At 62.4% G+C, this 21,584-nt stretch carries 16 protein-coding genes; 7 read left to right on the top strand and 9 right to left on the bottom strand.

Annotated features, from left to right (window positions below; all coding sequences use genetic code 11):
- Positions 1-99 precede the first annotated feature (99 nt).
- The 7 genes from BLU46_RS25430 to gcl form a co-directional block, all read right to left on the bottom strand.
- A complete protein-coding gene (locus BLU46_RS25430; RefSeq protein WP_017477506.1) occupies positions 100-924 on the bottom strand; it encodes an ion transporter in 825 nt (274 codons plus the stop codon).
- A gap of 31 nt (positions 925-955) precedes the next feature.
- Positions 956-1,831, bottom strand: a complete 876-nt coding sequence (locus BLU46_RS25435) for an urea transporter (RefSeq protein WP_093207557.1) — start codon at positions 1,829-1,831, stop codon at positions 956-958.
- A 131-nt stretch (positions 1,832-1,962) separates the two neighbouring features.
- Positions 1,963-3,378 carry a pyruvate kinase gene (gene pyk / locus BLU46_RS25440; protein ID WP_093207560.1) on the bottom strand — a complete coding sequence of 472 codons (1,416 nt, stop codon included), beginning with the start codon at positions 3,376-3,378 and terminating at the stop codon, positions 1,963-1,965.
- 17 nt (positions 3,379-3,395) lie between these two features.
- A complete protein-coding gene (locus BLU46_RS25445; protein ID WP_093207562.1) occupies positions 3,396-4,661 on the bottom strand; it encodes a glycerate kinase type-2 family protein in 1,266 nt (421 codons plus the stop codon).
- A 179-nt stretch (positions 4,662-4,840) separates the two neighbouring features.
- Positions 4,841-5,731 carry a 2-hydroxy-3-oxopropionate reductase gene (locus tag BLU46_RS25450; protein WP_063028177.1) on the bottom strand — a complete coding sequence of 297 codons (891 nt, stop codon included), beginning with the start codon at positions 5,729-5,731 and terminating at the stop codon, positions 4,841-4,843.
- 162 nt (positions 5,732-5,893) lie between these two features.
- A complete protein-coding gene (gene hyi / locus BLU46_RS25455; protein ID WP_093207565.1) occupies positions 5,894-6,676 on the bottom strand; it encodes a hydroxypyruvate isomerase in 783 nt (260 codons plus the stop codon).
- A 10-nt stretch (positions 6,677-6,686) separates the two neighbouring features.
- Positions 6,687-8,462, bottom strand: a complete 1,776-nt coding sequence (gene gcl / locus BLU46_RS25460; RefSeq protein WP_063028181.1) for a glyoxylate carboligase — start codon at positions 8,460-8,462, stop codon at positions 6,687-6,689.
- Between the two features lie 267 nt (positions 8,463-8,729).
- Here gcl and BLU46_RS25465 point away from each other — a divergent pair, with 267 nt between their 5' ends.
- Positions 8,730-9,170, top strand: coding sequence for a GlcG/HbpS family heme-binding protein (locus BLU46_RS25465; protein ID WP_093207568.1), 441 nt, complete (start codon positions 8,730-8,732; stop codon positions 9,168-9,170).
- Positions 9,171-9,296: 126 nt separating this feature from the next.
- On the opposite strand, the gene BLU46_RS25470 is transcribed toward BLU46_RS25465, so the two are convergent.
- Together BLU46_RS25470 and BLU46_RS25475 are read right to left on the bottom strand one after the other, a co-directional pair.
- Positions 9,297-9,755 (bottom strand): REP-associated tyrosine transposase, encoded by a 459-nt coding sequence (locus BLU46_RS25470; protein WP_017477514.1) that lies wholly within the window; start codon positions 9,753-9,755, stop codon positions 9,297-9,299.
- A 211-nt stretch (positions 9,756-9,966) separates the two neighbouring features.
- Positions 9,967-10,572: a TetR/AcrR family transcriptional regulator gene (locus BLU46_RS25475; protein ID WP_063028186.1), complete on the bottom strand. Its 606-nt coding sequence runs from the start codon at positions 10,570-10,572 to the stop codon at positions 9,967-9,969.
- Between the two features lie 241 nt (positions 10,573-10,813).
- Between BLU46_RS25475 and BLU46_RS25480 the strand changes: the two genes are divergently transcribed.
- From BLU46_RS25480 to BLU46_RS25505, 6 genes are all read left to right on the top strand, one after another.
- Positions 10,814-11,941, top strand: coding sequence for an efflux RND transporter periplasmic adaptor subunit (locus BLU46_RS25480; RefSeq protein ID WP_093207571.1), 1,128 nt, complete (start codon positions 10,814-10,816; stop codon positions 11,939-11,941).
- Positions 11,942-11,954: 13 nt separating this feature from the next.
- Entirely contained in the window at positions 11,955-15,017 is a 3,063-nt protein-coding gene (locus BLU46_RS25485) for an efflux RND transporter permease subunit (RefSeq protein ID WP_017477517.1), read from the top strand.
- A gap of 5 nt (positions 15,018-15,022) precedes the next feature.
- Entirely contained in the window at positions 15,023-18,148 is a 3,126-nt protein-coding gene (locus BLU46_RS25490) for an efflux RND transporter permease subunit (RefSeq protein WP_093210194.1), read from the top strand.
- Positions 18,145-19,566 carry an efflux transporter outer membrane subunit gene (locus BLU46_RS25495; RefSeq protein ID WP_093207573.1) on the top strand — a complete coding sequence of 474 codons (1,422 nt, stop codon included), beginning with the start codon at positions 18,145-18,147 and terminating at the stop codon, positions 19,564-19,566. Before BLU46_RS25490 ends, BLU46_RS25495 begins: the two co-directional genes overlap by 4 nt.
- A gap of 67 nt (positions 19,567-19,633) precedes the next feature.
- Positions 19,634-20,539, top strand: coding sequence for a DUF808 domain-containing protein (locus BLU46_RS25500; RefSeq protein WP_063028192.1), 906 nt, complete (start codon positions 19,634-19,636; stop codon positions 20,537-20,539).
- Positions 20,540-20,573: 34 nt separating this feature from the next.
- Complete coding sequence (locus BLU46_RS25505; protein WP_093207576.1) at positions 20,574-21,557, top strand: GlxA family transcriptional regulator; 984 nt, start codon at positions 20,574-20,576, stop codon at positions 21,555-21,557.
- The last annotated feature ends 27 nt before the right edge of the window (positions 21,558-21,584 follow it).

The raw sequence follows: 21,584 nt of genomic DNA on the forward strand, positions 1-21,584 counted from the left end.
TTCCTTGTTGTTCGAGAAGGTTTTGAAACACATAGGGGCAATATGCCAGCGACTATAACGGGGGGCGCATAGTCGCTTAAAGATTAAAAAGAACTTTGCTTATTCCACTTTCTTGAAAAGCCCATTGCCGCAGCGTGAGCAAAACGCGGCGTTCGGCTCATGGCTGTTTTTCTTGCACACCGGGCAATCGGTTTGCAGCATTTCGCCACGCATGGCGTTGGCCAGCTCGGCGGTGAAGATCCCGGTGGGCACGGCGATGATCGAGTAACCGGTGATCATCACCAGAGACGAAATCACCTGGCCCAGCGGGGTCTTCGGCACGATATCGCCAAAACCCACGGTGGTCAGGGTCACGATCGCCCAATAGATGCCCTTGGGAATGCTGGTAAAGCCGTGTTCCGGGCCTTCGATCACGTACATCAAGGTGCCGAACACCGTGACCAGGGTGCAGACGCTCAGCAGGAACACCACGATCTTCTGCTTGCTGCCCCGCAGCGCCGACATCAGGTAGTTGGCCTGCTTGAGATACGGGCCGAGCTTGAGCACCCGGAAGATCCGCAGCATACGAATGATCCGGATGATCAACAGGTACTGCGCGTCGCTGTAATACAGGGCCAGGATCCCGGGCACGATGGCCAGCAAATCCACCAGCCCATAAAAGCTGAAGGCATAGCGCAACGGCTTGGGCGAGCAATACAGCCGCAGGCCGTACTCGATGGCGAAGATGATCGTGAAGCCCCACTCGATATAGGCCAGCACGTTGGCGTAGTTGTCGTGGACCGCCTGGATGCTGTCGAGGATCACGATCACCAGGCTGGCGAGAATGATCAACAGCAGGGTGCTGTCGAAGCGCCGGCCGGCCGGGGTGTCGCTTTGGAACACCATGACGTAGAGACGTTCACGCCAGTGTTTGTTGCTGTCCATGGAAGTCGCCTGAATCGAAGATCAGCGAAGCCTAGGGGGATTCGAAGGGGCTGTCCATGCGGGTTTTCTGCATCACCCGCTGACTGGCGCGCACCAGCCAGGTGGCGAGGATAAACGGCGCGGTCAGCGCTGGCAGGTTCAGGCCGGTAAAGCCCGGCGTGAGGATGATCGCCAGCAGGATGCCGGTCAGCGGCAGCCAGGGGTGGCGGCGTTGCTGGCTGAGGGCCAATGCCGCCAGAGCCGGGTTGTAGCTGTGCAGACCGAGCAGGGCGCTGGCGGGCTCGTCCATCAGCAGGGCGAGCAGCACGCCGAGGCTCGCACCGGTCAATGCCCACAACGCGGCGCGGCGGTTGGCGAGCAGCAGGCCGAGGCCGATCAACAGACCGGCCAGAGGCTGGTTCAGCAGGATGACTTGGGCAAGGCCATTAAACGGTGCGCAGAGCAGCGCCCAGGTGCCGGGTTCGCTGGCGGCGAATGCGACAGGTGGAGTGGTGCCGAGCAGCAGCCAGCCGAGCACGACAAACGGTGCGGTGTAGGCGGGCAGGTCGTCCGGGGTGGAGGCGCGTTTGAGCCACTGGCGGGTGACGATCGCGCTGAGGCCGCCACAGGCGAGGATCAACGGTGGCAAGAGTGCCGACCAGGTGAAATGCTGGCTGATCAGCAAGCCGAGTAGCACGCCGTTATAGCTATAGAGGCCAGCCTGGCGCTCGGCCTTGGGATAGCCGCGGCGTTGGGCGGTCAGCAAACCGGCGACACCGCCCAGCAGTGCACCGCCGAGCAGGGCCGGGGCGCCGATCAGGATCGCCAGCAGGCAGAGCAGGCCACACAGCGGGTGGCGCTGGAGGAAAATCTGGCTGAAGCCGTTGAGCAGGGCTTCGGCCCAGTCGGGGCAGGATTGGTTGGGCATGGTGAGTGAGTCTGAGGGACCGAGTTGCCCCCTTCGCGAGCAAGCCCGCTCCCACATTCGACCGAGTTGTCATGTCGAACAGTGATCAAAATGTGGGAGCGGGCTTGCTCGCGAAGGGGCCCTTACAGGCGCTAGATCAATGTCTCTATCCGCAACGAATTGGTCGACCCCGGCTGCCCAAACGGCACCCCCGCGGTGATCACCAACGTATCCCCGCGCTGCGCCATGCCCTGTGCCTGGGCAATTTCCAGCGCCGTGGAACACACCTCATCCACCTGCCGCAGCCGATCATTCACCACCGAATGCACGCCCCACGCCACGCTCAAGCGCCGTGCCGTGGACAGGTTCGGTGTCAGGTTCAGAATCGGCACCGCCGGCCGTTCCCGCGCCGCGCGCAGGCTGGAACTGCCCGACTCGCTGTAGTTCACCAGCACCGCCACCGGCAGGATGCTGCTGATACGGCGAATCGCGCAGCTGATGGCGTCCGACACCGTGGCATCCGCCTTGGGCCGGCTGACGTCCAGTTGCGTCTGGTAGTCCGGGCCGTTTTCCACCTGGCGAATGATCTTGCTCATCATCAACACCGCTTCCAGCGGGTATTCACCGGAAGCGGTTTCCGCCGAGAGCATCACCGCATCCGCCCCTTCAGCCACCGCGTTGGCCACGTCCGTGACCTCGGCGCGGGTCGGCGCCGGTGAGAAGCGCATGGACTCGAGCATCTGCGTGGCCACCACCACCGGTTTACCCAGCTGACGGCAGACGCCAATGATGTCCTTCTGGATTTGCGGCACGCTCTCCGCCGGCACTTCCACCCCCAGGTCTCCTCTGGCGACCATGATCGCGTCGCTCAGCTCGGCGATTTCCTGCAGGCGCTGCACCGCCGAGGGCTTCTCGATCTTGGCCATCAGGAATGCCTTGTCGCCGATCAACTCGCGGGCTTCGCGGATATCTTCCGGGCGTTGCACAAACGACAGCGCCACCCAGTCCACACCCAGTTCCAGGCCGAAGCTCAGGTCGCGGCGATCCTTGGTGGTCAGCGGGCTGAGTTCCAGCAACGCCTGGGGCACGTTCACGCCTTTGCGGTCTGACAGTTCGCCGCCATTGAGCACGGTGGTGTCGATGGCATCGGCGTGCTTGGTGATCACCCGCAGGCGCAGTTTGCCGTCGTCCAGCAGCAGGTCCATGCCGGGCTTGAGGGCGGCGATGATTTCCGGGTGCGGCAGGTTGACCCGCCCCTGGTCGCCGGGCGTCGGGTCGAGGTCCAGGCGCAGGGCCTGGCCGCGAATCAGTTGCACCTTGCCTTCGGCAAAACGCCCGACCCGCAGCTTCGGGCCCTGCAGGTCCATGAGGATGCCGAGGGGATAGTTGAGCTGGCGTTCCACTTGGCGAATCCACTGGTAGCGCTGGGCGTGGTCGGCATGATCGCCATGGCTGAAGTTCAACCGGAAGATATTCACCCCGGCTTCCACCAGTTCGCGGATGTCATCGATGCTGTCGGTGGCCGGGCCCAGCGTGGCGAGGATCTTGACCTTCTTGTCAGGCGTCATGTTCAGGGGACTCTCTTTCAGGGCTCTAGGATCAGAATGGCGCGAAAATCGTTGACGTTGGTGCGGGTGGGCTCGGTGATGATCAAGCCGTCGAGGGCCGCGAAGTAGCCGTAGCCATTGTTGTTGTCCAGTTCGTCACTGGCGCTCAAGCCCAGGGCTTCGGCGCGGGCGTAGCTGGTGGGCGTCATGATCGCGCCGGCGTTGTCTTCCGAGCCGTCGATGCCATCGGTGTCACCCGCCAGGGCGTAGACGCCGGGCAGGCCCTTGAGGCTGTCGGTGAGGCTCAGCAGGAATTCGGCATTGCGCCCGCCACGGCCATTGCCGCGCACGGTCACGGTGGTTTCACCGCCAGAAAGGATCACGCAAGGCGCCGCCAGCGGTTGGCCGTGCTGGATGATCTGCCGGGCGATACCGGCGTGCACCTTGGCCACGTCTCGGGCTTCGCCTTCCAGGTCGCCAAGGATCAGCGGGCTGAAACCGGCCTGGCGGACTTTCACCGCCACCGCTTCCAGGGATTGCTGCGGGCGGGCGATCAGCTGGAAATGGCTGCGGGCGAGGACCGGGTCGCCGGGCTTGACGGTTTCCGACTCCGGGCTTTGCAGCCAGGTGCGTACGGACGCCGGGATTTCAATCTGGTAGCGCTTGAGAATCGCCAGCGCCTGTTGCGAAGTGCTCGGGTCGCCGACGGTGGGGCCTGAAGCGATGACCGTGGCCTGGTCACCCGGCACATCGGAAATCGCATAGGTGTAGACCGTGGCCGGCCAGCTGGCCTTGGCCAGGCGCCCGCCCTTGATCGCCGAGAGGTGCTTGCGCACGCAGTTCATCTCGTCAATGGCGGCGCCGGATTTGAGCAGGGCTTTGTTGATCGCTTGCTTGTCTGCCAGGGTGATGCCGGCGGCCGGAAGGGCGAGCAGTGCAGAGCCGCCGCCGGAGAGCAGGAAGATCACGCGGTCGTCTTCGCTGAGGTTGCTGATCAGCTCCAGCACACGCTTGGCGACGGCCTGGCCTGCGGCATCCGGGACCGGGTGCGCGGCTTCGACCACTTCGATTTTCTTGCAGGGCGCGCCGTGGCCGTAGCGGGTCACCACCAGGCCCGAGACTTCGCCTTGCCAGCAGTTTTCCACCACCAGCGCCATGGCGGCGGCGGCTTTGCCGGCGCCGATCACGATGACACTGCCGCTGCGGTCGGCGGGCAGATAGGGTTCGAGGACTTGCCGGGGGTGGGCGGCGTCGATGGCTGTGGCAAACAGCTCGCGAAGCAGGTGTTGCGGATCGACCGACATAAGCGGGCTCCCGGGGATTCTTGTTATTAGGGGTGCATCATTTTCAAACTTGAAATGCGATTAAGTGTGGGAGCTGGCTTGCCTGCGATAGCGGTGTATCAGGCAATGGGAAGGTGTCTGAAAGATCGCTATCGCAGGCAAGCCAGCTCCCACAAGGGATTGCATTCCAACAGGGGAGGTTATTTATCGCGAATCGAAAAATTCGCCATATGTTCCAGGCCCTTGATCAGCGCCGAGTGGTCCCAGTTGCCGCCACCGATTGCGTTGCAGGTGCTGAATACCTGCTGGGTGCCGGCGGTGTTTGGCAGGTTGATCCCCAGCTCCTTGGCACCGGCCAGCGCCAGGTTCAAATCCTTCTGGTGCAGGCTGATACGGAAGCCCGGGTCGAAGGTGCCCTTGATCATCCGTTCGCCATGCACTTCGAGGATTTTCGAGGAGGCAAAACCACCCATCAGCGCTTCACGCACCTTGGCCGGATCGGCGCCGTTCTTCGAGGCGAACAGCAGCGCTTCGGCCACCGCCTGGATGTTCAGGGCAACGATGATCTGGTTCGCCACTTTGGCGGTCTGGCCATCGCCATTGCCGCCCACCAGGGTGATGTTCTTGCCCATGGCCTGGAACAGCGGCAGGGCGCGTTCGAAGGTGTGCGGGTCGCCGCCGATCATGATGCTCAGGGTGCCGGCCTTGGCCCCGACTTCACCACCGGATACCGGTGCATCGAGGTAGCGCGCGCCGGTCTCGTTGATCTTCGCGGCGAAGGTTTTGGTGGCGGTGGGCGAGATCGAGCTCATGTCGATCACTACTTTGTTCGGGCCCAGGCCTGCGGCAACGCCGTCGGCGCGGAACAGCACGTCATCGACCTGCGGGGTGTCGGGCACCATGACGATGATGAACTCGGCTTCCTGAGCCACTTGCTGCGGGTTGGCCAGGGCCACCGCGCCAGCGTCGATCAATTCAGCCGGCGCCTTGCCGTGGTGCTCGGAAAGGAACAGTTGGTGACCGGCCTTTTGCAGGTTGGCGGCCATGGGTTGGCCCATGATGCCGGTGCCGATAAATCCGATTTTAGCCATGATGAAAATCCTCTCTTTATTCGATGTGAGAGCTGCTTGTGTGGGAGCTGGCTTGCCTGCGATGGCATCACCTCGGTTTAACTGAGAGACCGAGTTGCCTGCATCGCAGGCAAGCCAGCTCCCACACAAGCCCTGCTTTCACATTGGGTTCTGTGTTGTGGGTTAGATCGCGTTGTGGCTTTTGAGCCAACCCAAACCCGCTTCGGTGGTGGTCAACGGCTTGTACTCACAGCCGACCCAACCTTGATAACCAATGCGGTCCAAATGTTCGAACAGGAAGCGGTAGTTGATCTCACCCGTGCCCGGCTCGTTGCGCCCCGGGTTGTCCGCCAGCTGGATGTGGTTGATCTCACCCAGGTGCGCGGCCATGGTGCGGGCCAGGTCGCCTTCCATGATTTGCATGTGATAGATGTCGTATTGCAGGAACAGGTTGGCACTGCCCACCTGTTCGCGAATCGACAGGGCCTGGGCCGTGTTGTTCAGGTAGAAGCCCGGAATGTCGCGGGTGTTGATCATCTCCATCACCAGCCGGATGCCCACCGCTTGCAGCTTGTCGGCGGCGTACTTGAGGTTGGCGACGAAGGTTTTTTCCAAGGTGGCGTCATCCACACCGGCAGGACGAATCCCCGCCAGGCAGTTGATCTGGGTGTTGCCCAGCACCTGGGCGTAGGCGATGGCCAGGTTGACCCCAGCACGGAATTCCTCGACCCGATCCGGGTGGCACGCCAGGCCGCGTTCGCCCTTGGCCCAGTCACCGGCCGGCAGGTTGAACAGCACTTGGGTCAGGCCGTGGGCATCGAGTTGCGCCTTGATTTCAGCTGAGCTGAATTCATAGGGAAACAGGTATTCCACGCCACTGAATCCCGCGTCGGCGGCGGCTTTGAAACGGGCAAGAAAGTCCTGTTCGGTAAACAGCATGGACAGGTTGGCGGCAAAACGCGGCATGGGGTTCTCCTTAATCGAGCAGTGAAATGGCAGTCGGTGCGTCGTTGCCCACCAGTGCCAGATCTTCGAATTCGTTGACGGCGTTGATCTCGGTGCCCATGGAAATATTGGTCACCCGCTCCAGAATGATTTCAACGATCACCGGCACCTTGAACTCTTCGATCATCTCCTGAGCCTTGCGCAGTGCAGGCTGGATCTGACCTGGTTCGAACACGCGCAGGGCCTTGCAACCCAGGCCTTCGGCCACGGCCACGTGGTCCACGCCATAACCGTTGAGTTCCGGGGCATTGAGGTTGTCGAAGGACAGCTGCACGCAGTAGTCCATTTCAAACCCACGCTGGGCCTGGCGGATCAGCCCCAGGTAGGAGTTGTTCACCACCACGTGGATGTACGGCAGCTTGAACTGGGCGCCCACCGCCAGTTCTTCGATCATGAACTGGAAGTCATAGTCGCCCGACAGCGCCACGACTTTGCGGGTCGGATCAGCCTTGACCACACCCAGCGCCGCCGGAATGGTCCAGCCGAGCGGGCCGGCCTGGCCGCAGTTGATCCAGTGGCGGGGTTTGTAGACGTGCAGGAACTGCGCGCCGGCAATCTGCGACAGGCCGATGGTGCTGACGTAGCAGGTGTCTTTGCCGAACACCTGGTTCATCTCTTCGTACACCCGTTGTGGTTTCACCGGCACGTTGTCGAAGTGGGTCTTGCGGTGCAGGGTGGCCTTGCGTTGCTGGCAGTCGTGCAGCCAGGCGCTGCGGTCCTTGAGCTTGCCGGCGGCTTTCCACTCACGGGCCACTTCTATGAACATGGTCAGGGCAGAACCGGCGTCGGAAACGATGCCCAGGTCCGGGGTGAAAACGCGGCCGATTTGCGTCGGCTCGATGTCCACGTGAATGAATTTTCGGCCCTCGGTGTACACCTCTACCGAACCGGTGTGACGGTTGGCCCAGCGGTTGCCGATGCCCAGCACCACGTCCGATTTCAGCATCGTCGCGTTGCCATAACGGTGGGACGTTTGCAGGCCGACCATGCCCACCATCTGCGGGTGATCGTCCGGGATTGTGCCCCAGCCCATCAGGGTCGGGATCACCGGGATGCCGGTCAATTCGGCGAACTCCACCAGCAGCTCACTGGCGTCGGCGTTGATCACGCCACCACCGCTCACCAGCAATGGGCGTTCGGCCTGGTCCAGCAGGGCCAAGGCTTTTTCCACCTGGATGCGGGTTGCCAACGGCTTGGCCAGGGGCAGCGGCTGGTAGGCGTCGATGTCGAATTCGATCTCGGCCATTTGTACGTCGAATGGCAGGTCGATCAGCACCGGGCCAGGGCGGCCGGAGCGCATTTCATAGAAGGCTTTCTGGAAGGCATACGGCACCTGGCCCGGCTCCAGGACGGTGGTGGCCCACTTGGTCACCGGCTTGACGATGCTGGTGATGTCGACGGCCTGGAAGTCTTCCTTGTGCATCCGTGCACGGGGCGCCTGGCCGGTGATGCACAGGATCGGGATCGAGTCGGCCGAAGCGCTGTACAGGCCGGTGACCATGTCGGTGCCCGCCGGGCCCGATGTGCCGATGCACACGCCGATATTGCCGGCCTTGGTGCGGGTGTAGCCCTCGGCCATGTGCGAGGCGCCTTCAACGTGGCGAGCAAGGACGTGATCGATGCCACCGACCTTCTGCAAGGCCGAATACAGCGGGTTGATCGCGGCGCCCGGGATACCGAAGGCGGTGTCGACCCCTTCACGGCGCATCACCAGGACAGCGGCTTCGATTGCTCTCATTTTGCTCATGGTTTTGGTGCCTCTTGCGTTTTGTAATTGTATACAAGTGGTGTTGGTCCGAAGTGTATTCACGGCGAGCGTGGCAGGTCAATCCATTTTCTTGGGTGACCTTTACGTTCGTCGGAAGGCTTCTGGACAGGAATATTTCGACGTGTGGTGCGTATGTTTCGAAATATTGTATACAAAAAATAAATCTATTGTGTTCTATTTGTTTGATCCGGCTTCTGATCAAACAGAGCCCCACGGCTTTCCCATAACAAGATAAGGACGGCACCCATGAGCGCTTTAACCTTGAAAGTCGCAGTCAACCTGGCCAGTCATGCCATCGCGGCAGGCCGCACCATTTCGTCAGCGCCGCTGACCATTGCGGTACTCGACAGCGGCGGGCATTTGATTACGTTGCAGCGCGAAGATGGCGCGAGCCTGCTGCGCCCGCAGATCGCGATCGGCAAGGCCTGGGGTGCGATAGCCCTGGGCAAAGGCTCGCGGCTGCTGGCGCTGGATGCGCAGCAGCGGCCGGCGTTTATTGCGGCGTTGAACAGTTTGGGGCAGGGCAGCGTGGTGCCGGCACCGGGCGGGGTGTTGATTCGGGATCAAGAGGGTGTGGTGCTGGGGGCAATCGGGATCAGCGGGGATACGTCGGATATTGATGAGCAGTGTGCGATCAGTGCGATCGAGGGGCAGGGGTTGTGGGCGGATGCGGGGGTTAGTGCTTGATTTGAGGTGACTGGGAGTGCCTCTTCGCGAGCAAGCCCGCTCCCACATTTGACCGAGTTCCAGCTTTGGAATGCGGTCAAATGTGGGAGCGGGCTTGCTCGCGAAAGCGGCAACTCGGTCCCGGCTCTAAACCCAAACCGCATCCCACAACGGATAGTCGCCAATCCGCTCCACCAACCCGGCTCTTAATGGGTTCGCCACCACATACCGAGCCATCTTCACCAAGTCATCGTCCTTGCGCAGCGCACGATCATGAAAGCTGGTTTGCCAAAGCCGCCCCTTGCGGCCCGTAGCGCCATTCACGGTTCGAGTGCTTTTGGACTTCACCTGGCACATCAGGTCTCCCAATGAGCCTTTTTTCAGCTCAATCAACCAGTGAAAGTGGTCGGGCATGACCACCCAGGCCAAGGAGTTCGCCAACCCTTGGTATTGAGCGAGCCTGAATTGCCAGACCACCAGCCGACCCAGATAAAAGTCGCTGAATATTGGCACGCGTTCGTGGGTGTTGGTGGTGATCAGGTAAATGCGGTTGGATTCGCTGAATCGCCCGATACGCAGGCGATATGAAGCAGCTGGATCAGGCATTCCTTTGCCTCTCTTCGGAAAGTGTCCTGAGAGGCTAGATCGGGGAACCTGGAGGTGATGGTCTGGCTTGGTGCTGGATGTGTCTGGGAGGGCGCTTTCGCGAGCAAGCCCGCTCCCACATTGGATCTGCGGCGTTTAAACAATTTATGTCTGGCACAAATCCAAATGTGGGAGCGGGCTTGCTCGCGAATCTTGAAGGCGCTGCGGTCTATCAGTCCGGCTCACACCCTTTAAGCACCAACCGAATAATCGTCTGCGCCGCCGCCTCATAATCCGCTTCATCCAGCTTCGCCTTCCCGGTCACCGCTGAAATCTGCCAGTCAAAATCCGCATACGTCTGCGTCGCCGCCCAGATGCTGAACATCAGGTGATGTGGATCAATCGGCGCAATCAGCCCCCGGTCCACCCAGCTCTGGATGCAGTCGATGTTGTGCTTGGCCTGGGCATTCAGCTGTTCCACCTGCTCGGGGCTCAAATGCGGGGCGCCGTGCATGATTTCGCTGGCGAATACTTTCGAGGCAAACGGCAAATCCCGGGAGATGCAGATTTTCGAGCGGATGTACCCGCTTAGCACTTCCTTGGGGTCGCCGTCGGGATTGAACGGGGTGGAGGCCGCCAGGATCGGCTCGATGATGCTTTCGAGCACCTCGCGGTAGAGGTTGTCCTTGGACTTGAAGTAGTAATAGACGTTGGGCTTGGGCAGCCCGGCCTTGGCGGCGATGTCGCTGGTTTTGGTCGCGGCGAAGCCCTTGTCGGCAAACTCCTCACTGGCAGCCCGCAGGATCAGTTCTTTGTTGCGCTCGCGAATGGTGCTCATAGACCAGGAGGTTCCTTGCCAAGACAGGCGGTCGGGCATGGTAGCACCGGCTTTGCGCAGGGCTCAAGAATCGCGCTGCAGCCCTTGCTTTACGGGGCGCTCAGCTGACTTTGTCTGTCTTGATGCTGAACGCATTCACGGTCGTACAGGCATGAGTTGTACGCACTGCTAGAGTTCAGGGCAGCGAGCGGCCAATCAGGCGGCTCGCTCCATCCTGATTTCGGCGTTCGAGAGAGAAACCGTGGAGAGAAGCAGACGACGTACGTTCGCCTGGGCAGTTGGCACGTTGTTACTGGTAGCGTTGTTGATTGCCCTGGGTTTGCACTTCTTTGCAGGTGGGCATAAAGGCAAGCCACCCGCCCCCGGCGAACCGGTAGCCGTGGTGCCTGTCACCTTGCAGGACGTGCCGGTTTACATCGATGCCCTCGGTACCGTCACACCTACCCGCAGCGTGACCGTGGTCAGCCAGGTCGATGGCATCCTCAGCAGCGTGGAATTCAAGGAAGGCCAGCACGTCAGCAAGGGCCAGGTGATTGCGCGAATCGATGACCGTGCCCTCAAGGCGCAACTGGCCGTGGCCAAGGGCACCCTGGCCCATGACCAGGCCGTATTGAGCAATGCGCAGCGCGATTTGGCACGCTACCGCGAACTGGTCAAGGCCGGGTCCACCAGCCAGCAAACCGTCGATACCCAGGCCTCCTTGGTCCAGCAACAACTGGGTACCGTGGCCGCCGATCAGGGCAATGTGCAGAACCTTGAAGTGCAGGTCGGCTACTGCACCATCACCTCGCCGGTCGACGGTGTCGTAGGCCTGCGCCTGGTAGACCCCGGCAACTACGTCACGACCACCAGCACCACCGGAATCGTAGTCATCACCCAGATGAACCCGGCTACTGTGGTATTCGCCGTGCCCGAGGATGATTTGGGGCCGATCAATCAGGCGTTGAGCCGTGGCGCGGTGACGGTGCTGGCCTACGACCGCAATAAAAAGGCGCTGTTGGCCACCGGTAGCCTATTGGCTCTGGATAACCAGGTGGACACCACCACCGGCACCATCAAGGTCAAGGCGCAGTTCGATGATTCGGGCAATGCGCTGTTCCCCAACCAGTTCGTCAATGCGCGCCTGAAGGCCGACACCTTGACCCAGGTCGCCGTGGTGCCCACCCGGGCGATCCAGCATGGCAGCAAGGGCGATTTCGTGTTCGTGGTGAATGGCGACAAGGCCAGCCTGCGCAATATCAAGACCGGCCCGTCCATGGGCGATGTGTCGGCGGTGCTCGAAAACGGCGTCAAGCCAGGCGAGCAGGTGATCACCGAAGGCGCCGACAAACTGGATGACGGTTCGGCCGTGAAGGTCGTCGCCCAGTGAGGAGCTGCCGAGCATGAACATTTCGCGGCCCTTTATCGAACGTCCCGTCGCCACCACCTTGATGATGGTGGCGGTGCTGTTGCTGGGCCTGTTGGGGTATCACTTGCTGTCGGTGTCGGCCTTGCCCGAAGTCGATTACCCGACCATCCAGGTCTTCACCCAGTACCCCGGCGCGAGCCCGGATGTGGTCAGCTCATCCATCACCGCGCCGCTGGAGCGTCAGCTCGGCGAAATGCCGGGCCTCAAGTCCATGAACTCCACCAGTTCCGACGGCGCTTCGGTGGTGACCCTGCAATTCGACCTGTCGCTGTCCCTGGACGTCGCCGAACAGGAAGTGCAGGCCGCCATCAACGCCGCCGGCACTTTCCTGCCGGCCAACCTGCCGTACCCGCCGGTGTACAGCAAGGTCAACCCGGCGGATGCGCCGGTGCTGACCCTGTCCCTGACCTCCGACGTTTTACCGCTGACCAAGGTCGAAGACCTGGCGGATACACGGCTGGCGCAGAAGATCTCGCAGATCACCGGTGTCGGCCTGGTGACCATCAGCGGCGGCCAGCGCCCGGCGGTGCGGGTCGAGGCGAATACCTCGGCGCTCAACAGCCTGGGCCTGTCCATCGACGACCTGCGCACTTCCCTCGGCACGGCCAACGTAAACCAGGCCAAGGGCAATATCGACGGCAAGTTCCAGGCGTATTCCATCGGTGCCAACGACCAGCTGCAATCGGCCGAGGAATACCGCGATCTGGTGATTGCCTATAAAAACGGCGCGCCGATTCGCCTGTCGCAGATCGCCACTTCCACCCAGGGCCCGGAGAACCCGCGCCAGGCCGCGTGGACCAACAGCACGCCGTCGATCGTGCTGAACATCCAGCGCCAACCCGGCGCCAACGTGATTCAAGTGGTCGACCGTGTGCAGCAATTGCTGCCCAAGCTGCGGGCCAGTTTGCCGGGCACTTTGAAGGTCGATGTACTGACCGACCGCACGCAAACCATCCGCGCCTCGGTCACCGATGTGCAGTACGAACTGGCCATGGCCATCGGGCTGGTGGTGATCGTGATTTTTGCGTTCCTGCGCAATGTGCCGGCCACGATCATTCCCGCCGTCACCATTCCGCTGACGCTGGTGGGCACCCTGGCCGTGGCCTATGCGTTGGGTTTCTCCCTGAACAACCTGACGCTGATGGCATTGACCATCGCCATCGGCTTTGTGGTGGATGACGCCATCGTGATGATCGAAAACATCACGCGCTATATCGAGGCCGGCGACTCACCGCTGGAGGCGGCGCTCAAGGGCTCGGAGCAGATTGGTTTCACGATTATTTCGCTGTCGATTGCCCTGATTGCGGTGATGATCCCGCTGCTGTTCATGGGCGATGTGGTCGGCCGGTTGTTCCGCGAATTCGCCATGACGGTGGCCGTGACCATCGTTATCTCGGCCTTCATCTCGCTGACCCTGACGCCGATGATGTGCGCGCGGATGCTCAAGAATAAGCACGAAGAACGCCGCGCGGATTTCTTCGACCGCATCAACACCCACTACGTGCGTGGCCTCGACTGGGTGCTGGCCCACCGCACCCTGACTCTGATCTCGGTGGTGCTCACCGCCGCACTGACGCTGCTGACCCTGGTGATCATGCCCAAGGGCTTTTTCCCGGACCAGGACACCGGCCTGATCCAGGGCATCTCCCAGGCGGCGCCGACGGTTTCGTTCCAGCAGATGCAGACCGAACAGCAGCGCCTGGCCGCCCGAATCCTCAAAGACCCGGCGGTGCAAAGCCTGTCGTCCTTTGTCGGGATCGACCAGACCAACCCGACCATCAACCAGGGCAACCTGCTGATCAACCTCAAGCCGCGGGGCGAGCGTGACAGCGCCACCGAAGTGATCCGCCGGCTCTCCGATGCCAACGCCGATGACGCCGGCATCCGCCTGTACCTGCACTCGGTACAGGACCTGACCCTCGACGCTACGGTGTCCACCACCAGTTACCGCCTGGGCCTGCAAGCCACCGACCCGGACGAGTTGGAACAGTGGACCACCAAGCTGCTGGCGGCGATCAAGCAAGACCCGATGTTCACCGATGTGCAAAGCCAGGCGATGCAGTTCGGCAACCAGATCCAGCTGACATTCGACCGCGCCACGGCGTCGCGGCTGGGCATCACGCCCCAGGCAATCGATGACGTGCTGTACGACGCCTTCGGTCAGCGCCAGGTCTCGACCATCTACACCCAGCTCAACCAGTACCACGTGGTGATCGCCACCGACCATCCGCCGCGCAACCTGCCGGACTTGCTCACGGGCTTGTACGTGGACATCCCGGGCGGCGGGGTCGCGCCGCTGTCGAGCATGGCGACCCTGCAGGTGGTGCGTACGCCCGTGACCATCAACCGCCTGGGCCAGTTTCCGTATGCCGACGTGTCGTTCAACCTCGCGCCCGGCCAGACCCTTGGCGCGGCGGTCACGCGGCTCAAGGACATCGAGGCCAAGGTCGGCCTGCCGCTGTCGGTGCAGGCCAACCTCGAAGGTGCAGCGGCGACGTTCGAGCAGTCGCTGTCGAATCAGGTGTTCCTGGTGGTGGCGGCGATTGTGGTGGTGTACCTGATGCTGGGGATTCTGTACGAGAGCTTCGTGCACCCGGTGACGATCCTCTCGACGTTGCTCTCCGCGGCGCTCGGGGCTTTGCTGGCGCTGTTGGTGACCGGCACGCAGTTCGACATTATCGGTTTGATCGGGATTGTGCTGCTGATCGGCATCGTGATGAAAAACGGCATCATGATGGTCGACTTCGCCCTGGAACTCTTACGTGAGGGGGGCCTGAGCCCTGTGGCGGCGATCCGTCAGGCGGCGGAGTTGCGGTTCCGGCCGATCCTGATGACCAGCATGGCCTCGCTGTTCGGCGCGGTACCGCTGGCGCTGGGCACCGGGATTGGCTCGGAGCTGCGTCATCCGCTGGGCATCGCGATTATCGGCGGGTTGTTGCTCAGTCAGTTGCTGACGCTGTTTTCCACACCCGTAATCTTTCTGGCCATGCACAGCCTGGGGCAGCGCTTCAGCCGCCGTCCGGCTGAAGCGGTCTGATGGCGATGAACCTCAGCGCGCCGTTTGTTCGCCGCCCGATTGCAACCACCTTGATGGCGGCCGGCCTCGCGTTGTTTGGCGCGCTGGCCTTTATGCTGTTGCCGGTGGCGCCGCTGCCGGAGGTGGATTTCCCCACCATCAGCGTCAGCGCCTCGTTGCCCGGTGCCGATCCCACCACGGTTGCCAGTTCGGTGGCCACGCCCCTGGAGCGGCAGTTCGGGCAGATCGCCGGGGTCACGCAGATGACCTCGTCCAGCAGCCTCGGCTCGGCGCGGATCATCTTGCAGTTCGACCTGAACCGCGACATCGACGGCGCCGCCCGGGACGTGCAGGCCGCGATCAACGCCGCCCGCAGCAACCTGCCCAGTGACCTGTCGGGCAACCCGACGTACCGCAAGGTCAACCCGGCCGACTCGCCGATCCTGATCATCAGCCTGACCTCCGACAGCGCCACGCCGGGGCAGATGTATGACGTGGCCTCGACCCTGCTGGAGCAGAAGTTGTTGCAGACCACCGGCGTCGGTGACGTGACGGTGGGCGGCGGCGCGCTGCCGGCGGTGCGGGTGGAATTGAACCCCGACCGGCTCAACCAGTACGGCGTCAGCCTGGAGCAGGTGCGCCAGGTGATCAACGCCTCCAACGTCAACCTGCCCAAGGGCAACGTGGCCATCGGCGACCGTAACTACGGGATTGCGGCGAACGACCAGTTGCTCGATGAAAAGGACTATGGACCACTGGTGGTCAAGGCCCACAACGGCGACCTGATCCATATCTCCGACCTGGGCTACGTGCGCGAAGACGTGCAGGACCTGCGCAACTTCGGCCTGTCCAACGGCAAGCCGGCAGTGTTGCTGGTGGTGTTCAAGCAGCCGGGGGCCAACGTGATCGAAACGGTGGACGCGGTGAAAGCCTCGCTGCCGTTTTTGCAGAGCTCGATTCCCGCGACGATCAAGCTCAGCCTGCTGATGGACCGCACCACCACCATTCGTGCCTCGCTGCACGACGTGGAAGTGACCTTGCTGGTGTCGATCCTGCTGGTGACCCTGGTGACGTTCGGTTTCTTCCGCGACTGGCGCAGCACCCTGGTGCCGGCGATCGTGGTACCGCTGTCGTTGCTTGGCACCTTCGGCGCGATGTACTTCCTCGGCTACAGCCTGAACAACCTGTCCCTCATGGCGCTGACCATTTCCACCGGCTTCGTGGTGGACGATGCCATCGTGGTGGTGGAAAACATCATGCGCCACCTGGAGCGCGGCAAGACCCGGGTGGAGGCCGCGCTGGAAGGGGCCCGTGAAGTCGGCTTTACGGTACTGACCATCAGCGTGTCCCTGGTGGCGGTGTTTATTCCGCTGCTGCTGATGGGCGGGATTGTCGGGCGGCTGTTCCGTGAGTTTTCGGTGTCGTTGTCGGTGGCCATCGTGATCTCGATGCTGATCTCCCTGACCGTCACGCCGATGCTCGCCAGTGTGCTGCTGCGGGCGCCGAAGGAGATTCACCAAGGCAACGAACACCCGGATTCGCGCTTTCACCGCTTCTACGATCGCACCCTCGGCTGGGTGATCGACCATACGGTGCTGATGGGCTTTGTCACGGTGCTGGTGATCGTCCTCGCTGGCGTGCTTTACGTGCTGGTGCCCAAGGGCTTCTTTCCCCAGGAAGACACCGGACGCTTGCAAGGCAGCATCCTGGCGAACCAGAGCATTTCCTACGGGGCAATGCAGAAGGACTTCACCGAGATCAACCGCAAGGTGATGAAGAACCCGAACATCGAAACCGTGGCTGGCTTTGTCGGGGGTGGCGGAGGCGGCGGCGGGGCAGTCAACAGCGCGCAGATGTTTGTCTTGCTCAAGCCCCTGGGCGACCGCAAGGACAACGCCACCGAGGTGATCGGGCAGATCCGGCGCAGCCTTGGCGACCTGCCGGGCACCAAGCTGTATTTGCAATCGGCCCAGGACATCACCGTAGGTGGTCGGCAAAGTGGCGCGCAATACCAGTACACCCTGACCGCCGATGACCAGGAATCCCTGGACGAATGGGTGCCCAAGGTGGTGGAGGTGCTGCACAAGTTGCCGCAACTGACCGACCTCAATACCGACCAGCAGGACAACAGCCTGCTGGCCAATGTGCAGATCAATCGCGACACGGCGGCGCGCCTCGGGGTGAGTATCTCGGCGGTCGACCAGGCGCTGTACGACGCCTTTGGCCAGCGCCAGGTCGCCACCCTGTATCGCGCGGCCAACCAGTACCACGTGGTGATGGAAGTCGCCCCGGAATACTGGACCGACCCTTCAGCGCTCAAGGGTATTTACGTGCCGACGGGCACCCAGGCTACGAGCACCAAAGGCACCACGGCAGCGCCCAACCTGACCACTCAACAGACCCTGGTGCCGCTGTCGGCCCTGGCGGACAACACGGTGGCGCGCACGGCGATTTCCATCAGTCACCAAGGCACGTTCCCGGCGGTGACGGTCTCGTTCAACCTGGCCCCCGGCACGTCCATCGGCCAGGCCACGGCAATGGTGGACGACGCGGTGAAGCAGCTGCGCATGCCCGCCAGTGTGGTGGGCCAGTTTGCCGGTACGGCCCAGGTGTTCCAGTCGTCGGTGGCCAGCGAACCGTTGCTGATCGTCGCCGCGTTGCTCTCGGTGTATATCGTGCTGGGCATCCTCTACGAAAACCTGATGCACCCGCTGACCATCCTCTCGACCTTGCCCTCGGCCGGTGTCGGTGCGCTGATTGCCTTGCTGCTGACCGGCACCGAGCTGTCGATCATTGCGCTGGTGGGGGTGATTCTGTTGATCGGTATCGTGAAGAAGAACGCGATCATGATGATCGACTTCGCGATCACCGAGCGACGGGAGTTCGGCCTCACGGCCAAGGAAGCGATTCGCCGGGCGTGCCTGATCCGTTTCCGGCCGATCATGATGACTACCCTGGCGGCGATTCTTGGCGCGCTGCCGCTGGTGCTGGGCACCGGCTACGGTTCGGAGTTGCGCCGGCCGTTGGGGATTTCGATTATTGGTGGCCTGCTGTTCAGCCAGGTGCTGACGCTGTACACCACCCCGGTGATCTACCTGTGGCTCGACCGGGCGTCACAGCGCCTGGGTCGGCGTAAGGAAGCAAGGTTATGAACGTGAAATACAGCGTGCTTTGCATCAGCCTGCTGCTCGGCGGCTGCATGGTCGGGCCCGATTACCAGAAGCCCGCCATGGAGCTGCCGCAGTCATTCAAGGAAGGCGCGCAGTGGCAGCGTGCGGCGTCGAATCCCCAGGGGGCGATGGACAGTCAGTGGTGGCTGGCCTATCAGGACCCAGTGTTGAACGACCTGGTGGCGCGCTCGGCCAAGGCCAACCAGTCGATCATCGCGGCGGAGGCCGCTTATCGTTTGGCCCAGGCGCAGGTGGCGTCCAGTCGTGCAGGGTTGTGGCCGACCGTCGGCGTAGGATTGTCGGGTTCGCGGGGGTCGACAGGCAGCGGCAGCGGTACGTCGACTACCGGTACCACGACGGGCGGGGTCTCGAACAGTGTCAGCGCGACCTTGACCGCCAGTTGGGAGCCGGACCTGTGGGGCCTGGTGCGGCGCGGGATCGAGTCCAGCCAGGCCACCGCCCAGCAGTCCGACGCATTGCTGGCCGGGGTGCGGTTGTCCATCAGTTCCAGCGTCGCCAGCAACTACCTGGCCCTGCGGCAGATGGATATCGACGTGCGCCTGTTGCAACAACAGCAGAAGATCAATCAGCAACTGCTGGACATGATTCAGGTGCAGTTCACCCAGGGCGTCGCCACCAACGACCAGTTGCTGGTGGCCCAAGACCAGTTGACCACCTCGATCGCCGATCTACAGACCTCGCTGCGTGACCGCGAGCAGTACGAACATGCGCTGGCCGTGCTGGTGGGTGTGGCGCCGAGCGAGTTTGCCGTGGCTGTGCGGGATGACTACAGCTTCGTCCTGCCGCGCCCCCCTTTGACCTTGCCATCGACCCTGCTGCAACGGCGTCCCGATGTGGTCGCGGCGGAGCGCTCGGCGGCGGCGGCCAACGCGAAAATTGGCGTGGCTGAAGCCGCATTCTTCCCGACCCTGGACCTCACCGCTGAAGCCGGCTATCGGGGCAGTGCCCTTGGCGGGCTATTCTCGCTGCCCAATCGCATCTGGACCCTGGGCCCGGCCCTGGCGGAAACCCTGTTTGACGGCGGCGCCCGTGAAGCGGCGGTCAAGCAGGCCGAGGCCAGCTACGACCAGATCGCCGCCAATTACCGGGGCACCGTGCTCAGTGCCTTGCAGAACGTCGAAGATAACCTCTCGGCAATCAACCACCTGCAAACCCAGGCCGACGCCTTCCAGCAGGTCTACCAGCGCAACCAGCAACTGTTCGGCAGCCAGGAGGCGCAGCTGCGCGCCGGCACCGTCAGCCAGGAAGCCGTGCTGACCCAGCAACTGGTGTTGCTGCAAGCCGAGCAGAATCTTCGCGACACCCAGGGCCAGCTCAGCCAGGGCAGTGTGGCGCTGATCCAGAGCCTGGGCGGTGGTTGGCAAACCCCTCAGCACTGAACGGCTCGCTAACCCGGTGTGCGCCGCGTTATTCTCGGCGCACTTTGAATCACGGGAAGCCTGAGCCATGGCAGGAAGCAGTTTGCTGGTATTGATCGACGACATCGCTGCGGTGCTCGACGATGTGGCGTTGATGACCAAGATGGCTGCGAAGAAAACCGCCGGCGTGTTGGGGGATGACCTGGCGCTGAATGCCCAGCAAGTCTCCGGGGTGCGCGCCGAGCGGGAGATCCCGGTGGTGTGGGCGGTGGCCAAGGGCTCCTTCGTCAACAAGCTGATCCTGGTGCCGGCTGCCTTGCTGATCAGCGCGTTTGCGCCGTGGGCGGTGACGCCGCTGTTGATGCTGGGCGGCGCTTATTTATGTTTTGAGGGCTTCGAAAAACTCGCCCATAGCTTCTTCCACAAGCGCACCGAAGAACAGGCGCACCTGGTGGAAGCCGTGGCGGATCCGGCCACGGACCTGGTGGCCTTCGAGAAGGACAAGATCAAGGGCGCGATCCGTACCGATTTCATCCTCTCCGCCGAAATCATCGCCATCACCCTCGGCACCGTGGCCGATGCGCCGCTGATGCAGCAAGTGATCGTGTTGTCGGGTATCGCCATCGTCATGACCATCGGCGTCTACGGCCTGGTGGCCGGCATCGTCAAACTCGATGACCTGGGCCTGTGGCTCACCCAGAAGCCCGGCCAGGCGGCGCGCAGCATTGGCGGGGCGATCTTGCGGGCGGCGCCGTACATGATGAAAAGCCTGTCGGTGATCGGCACGGCGGCGATGTTCATGGTCGGCGGCGGGATCCTGACCCACGGTGTACCGGTGGTGCATCACTGGATCGAGACGGTGAGCCAGAGCACCGGCGGGCTGGCGTGGTTGATGCCGACGTTGCTCAATGCCGTGGCAGGGATCATCGCCGGGGCCGTGGTGTTGGCGGTGGTCAGCGTGGTGGGTAACCTCTGGAAGCGGGCGAGGGCGTAGGCAATTGATCGAGCGACGGCAGTTCAGCGGGGGCATGAAAGGCAAGAACCTCCGTTACCTGAATGAAAGTCCCGGCGAGGCCCGTCAGACGGTGCGTGCGGGATTTGTGTTGCTCGAACATTTCTCGCTGCCGGCGTTTACCCAGGCGCTGGATACGCTGATCACCGCGAACCTGCTGCGGCCCGCGTCGTTTTCTACCTCGACCTTCGGCTTGCAGGAAGGCGAGGTGACCAGCGACCTGGGGCTGGTGATCCGGCCCGATGCGCGGCTTGAGTCTTCGGTGCTTAAAGAGTTGGACCTGCTGGTGATTTGCGGTGGCTATCGCACCGAACTGAAGGCCTGCGACGAATTCATCCATCTGCTGAAAAGCGCTGCGGAGCAGGGGGTGAACCTCGCCGGTTTGTGGAATGGTGCTTGGTTCCTCGGGCGTGCGGGTTTGCTGGGGGGCTACCGATGCGCCGTGCATCCGGAACATCGCCCGGCCCTGGCCGAGTTCTGCAAGGCGACCCAGGTCAGCAGCGAGCCGTATGTGATTGACCGCGACCGGTTGACGGCATCGAGTCCGTCCGGGGCGTTTCATATGGCGCTGGACTGGATCAAGGGGCTGTACGGTAAAGCGTTGGTGGAGGGGATCGAGGACATCCTGGCGTTTGAGGAGTCGCGCTACCGGCGGGTGAAACCGACTGAGAACGTCTGCTTGAGCGCGCCGTTGCGCGAGGTGGTCAACCTGATGGACGCCAACCTCGAAGAGCCTCTGGAACTTGAGCAACTGGCCGTCTATGCGGGCCGTTCCCGGCGCCAGTTGGAGCGCTTGTTCAAGGAGCAGCTGGGCACCACACCTCAGCGTTATTACCTGGAACTGCGCATTACCGAGGCTCGCCGGCTGCTTCAACACACCGAGCTGTCCCAGGTGGATGTGCTGGTGGCTTGCGGGTTTGTCTCACCAAGCCATTTCAGCAAGTGCTACAGCGCCTACTTTGGCTACAGGCCGTCCAAGGAAAAGCGGTTGGTCAAATAACCGCGACATTGGCATTCGCAAAAAATA

The organism is Pseudomonas yamanorum (genome assembly GCF_900105735.1).
Taxonomy (GTDB): Bacteria; Pseudomonadota; Gammaproteobacteria; order Pseudomonadales; family Pseudomonadaceae; genus Aquipseudomonas; species Aquipseudomonas yamanorum.

Coding starts and splice junctions, on each gene's coding strand:
- BLU46_RS25430 (WP_017477506.1), bottom strand. CDS start 924: ATGGACAGCAACAAACACTGGCGTGAACGTCTCTACGTCATGGTGTTC.
- BLU46_RS25435 (WP_093207557.1), bottom strand. CDS start 1,831: ATGCCCAACCAATCCTGCCCCGACTGGGCCGAAGCCCTGCTCAACGGC.
- pyk (WP_093207560.1), bottom strand. CDS start 3,378: ATGACGCCTGACAAGAAGGTCAAGATCCTCGCCACGCTGGGCCCGGCC.
- BLU46_RS25445 (WP_093207562.1), bottom strand. CDS start 4,661: ATGTCGGTCGATCCGCAACACCTGCTTCGCGAGCTGTTTGCCACAGCC.
- BLU46_RS25450 (WP_063028177.1), bottom strand. CDS start 5,731: ATGGCTAAAATCGGATTTATCGGCACCGGCATCATGGGCCAACCCATG.
- hyi (WP_093207565.1), bottom strand. CDS start 6,676: ATGCCGCGTTTTGCCGCCAACCTGTCCATGCTGTTTACCGAACAGGAC.
- gcl (WP_063028181.1), bottom strand. CDS start 8,462: ATGAGCAAAATGAGAGCAATCGAAGCCGCTGTCCTGGTGATGCGCCGT.
- BLU46_RS25465 (WP_093207568.1), top strand. CDS start 8,730: ATGAGCGCTTTAACCTTGAAAGTCGCAGTCAACCTGGCCAGTCATGCC.
- BLU46_RS25470 (WP_017477514.1), bottom strand. CDS start 9,755: ATGCCTGATCCAGCTGCTTCATATCGCCTGCGTATCGGGCGATTCAGC.
- BLU46_RS25475 (WP_063028186.1), bottom strand. CDS start 10,572: ATGAGCACCATTCGCGAGCGCAACAAAGAACTGATCCTGCGGGCTGCC.
- BLU46_RS25485 (WP_017477517.1), top strand. CDS start 11,955: ATGAACATTTCGCGGCCCTTTATCGAACGTCCCGTCGCCACCACCTTG.
- BLU46_RS25490 (WP_093210194.1), top strand. CDS start 15,023: ATGAACCTCAGCGCGCCGTTTGTTCGCCGCCCGATTGCAACCACCTTG.
- BLU46_RS25495 (WP_093207573.1), top strand. CDS start 18,145: ATGAACGTGAAATACAGCGTGCTTTGCATCAGCCTGCTGCTCGGCGGC.
- BLU46_RS25500 (WP_063028192.1), top strand. CDS start 19,634: ATGGCAGGAAGCAGTTTGCTGGTATTGATCGACGACATCGCTGCGGTG.
- BLU46_RS25505 (WP_093207576.1), top strand. CDS start 20,574: ATGAAAGGCAAGAACCTCCGTTACCTGAATGAAAGTCCCGGCGAGGCC.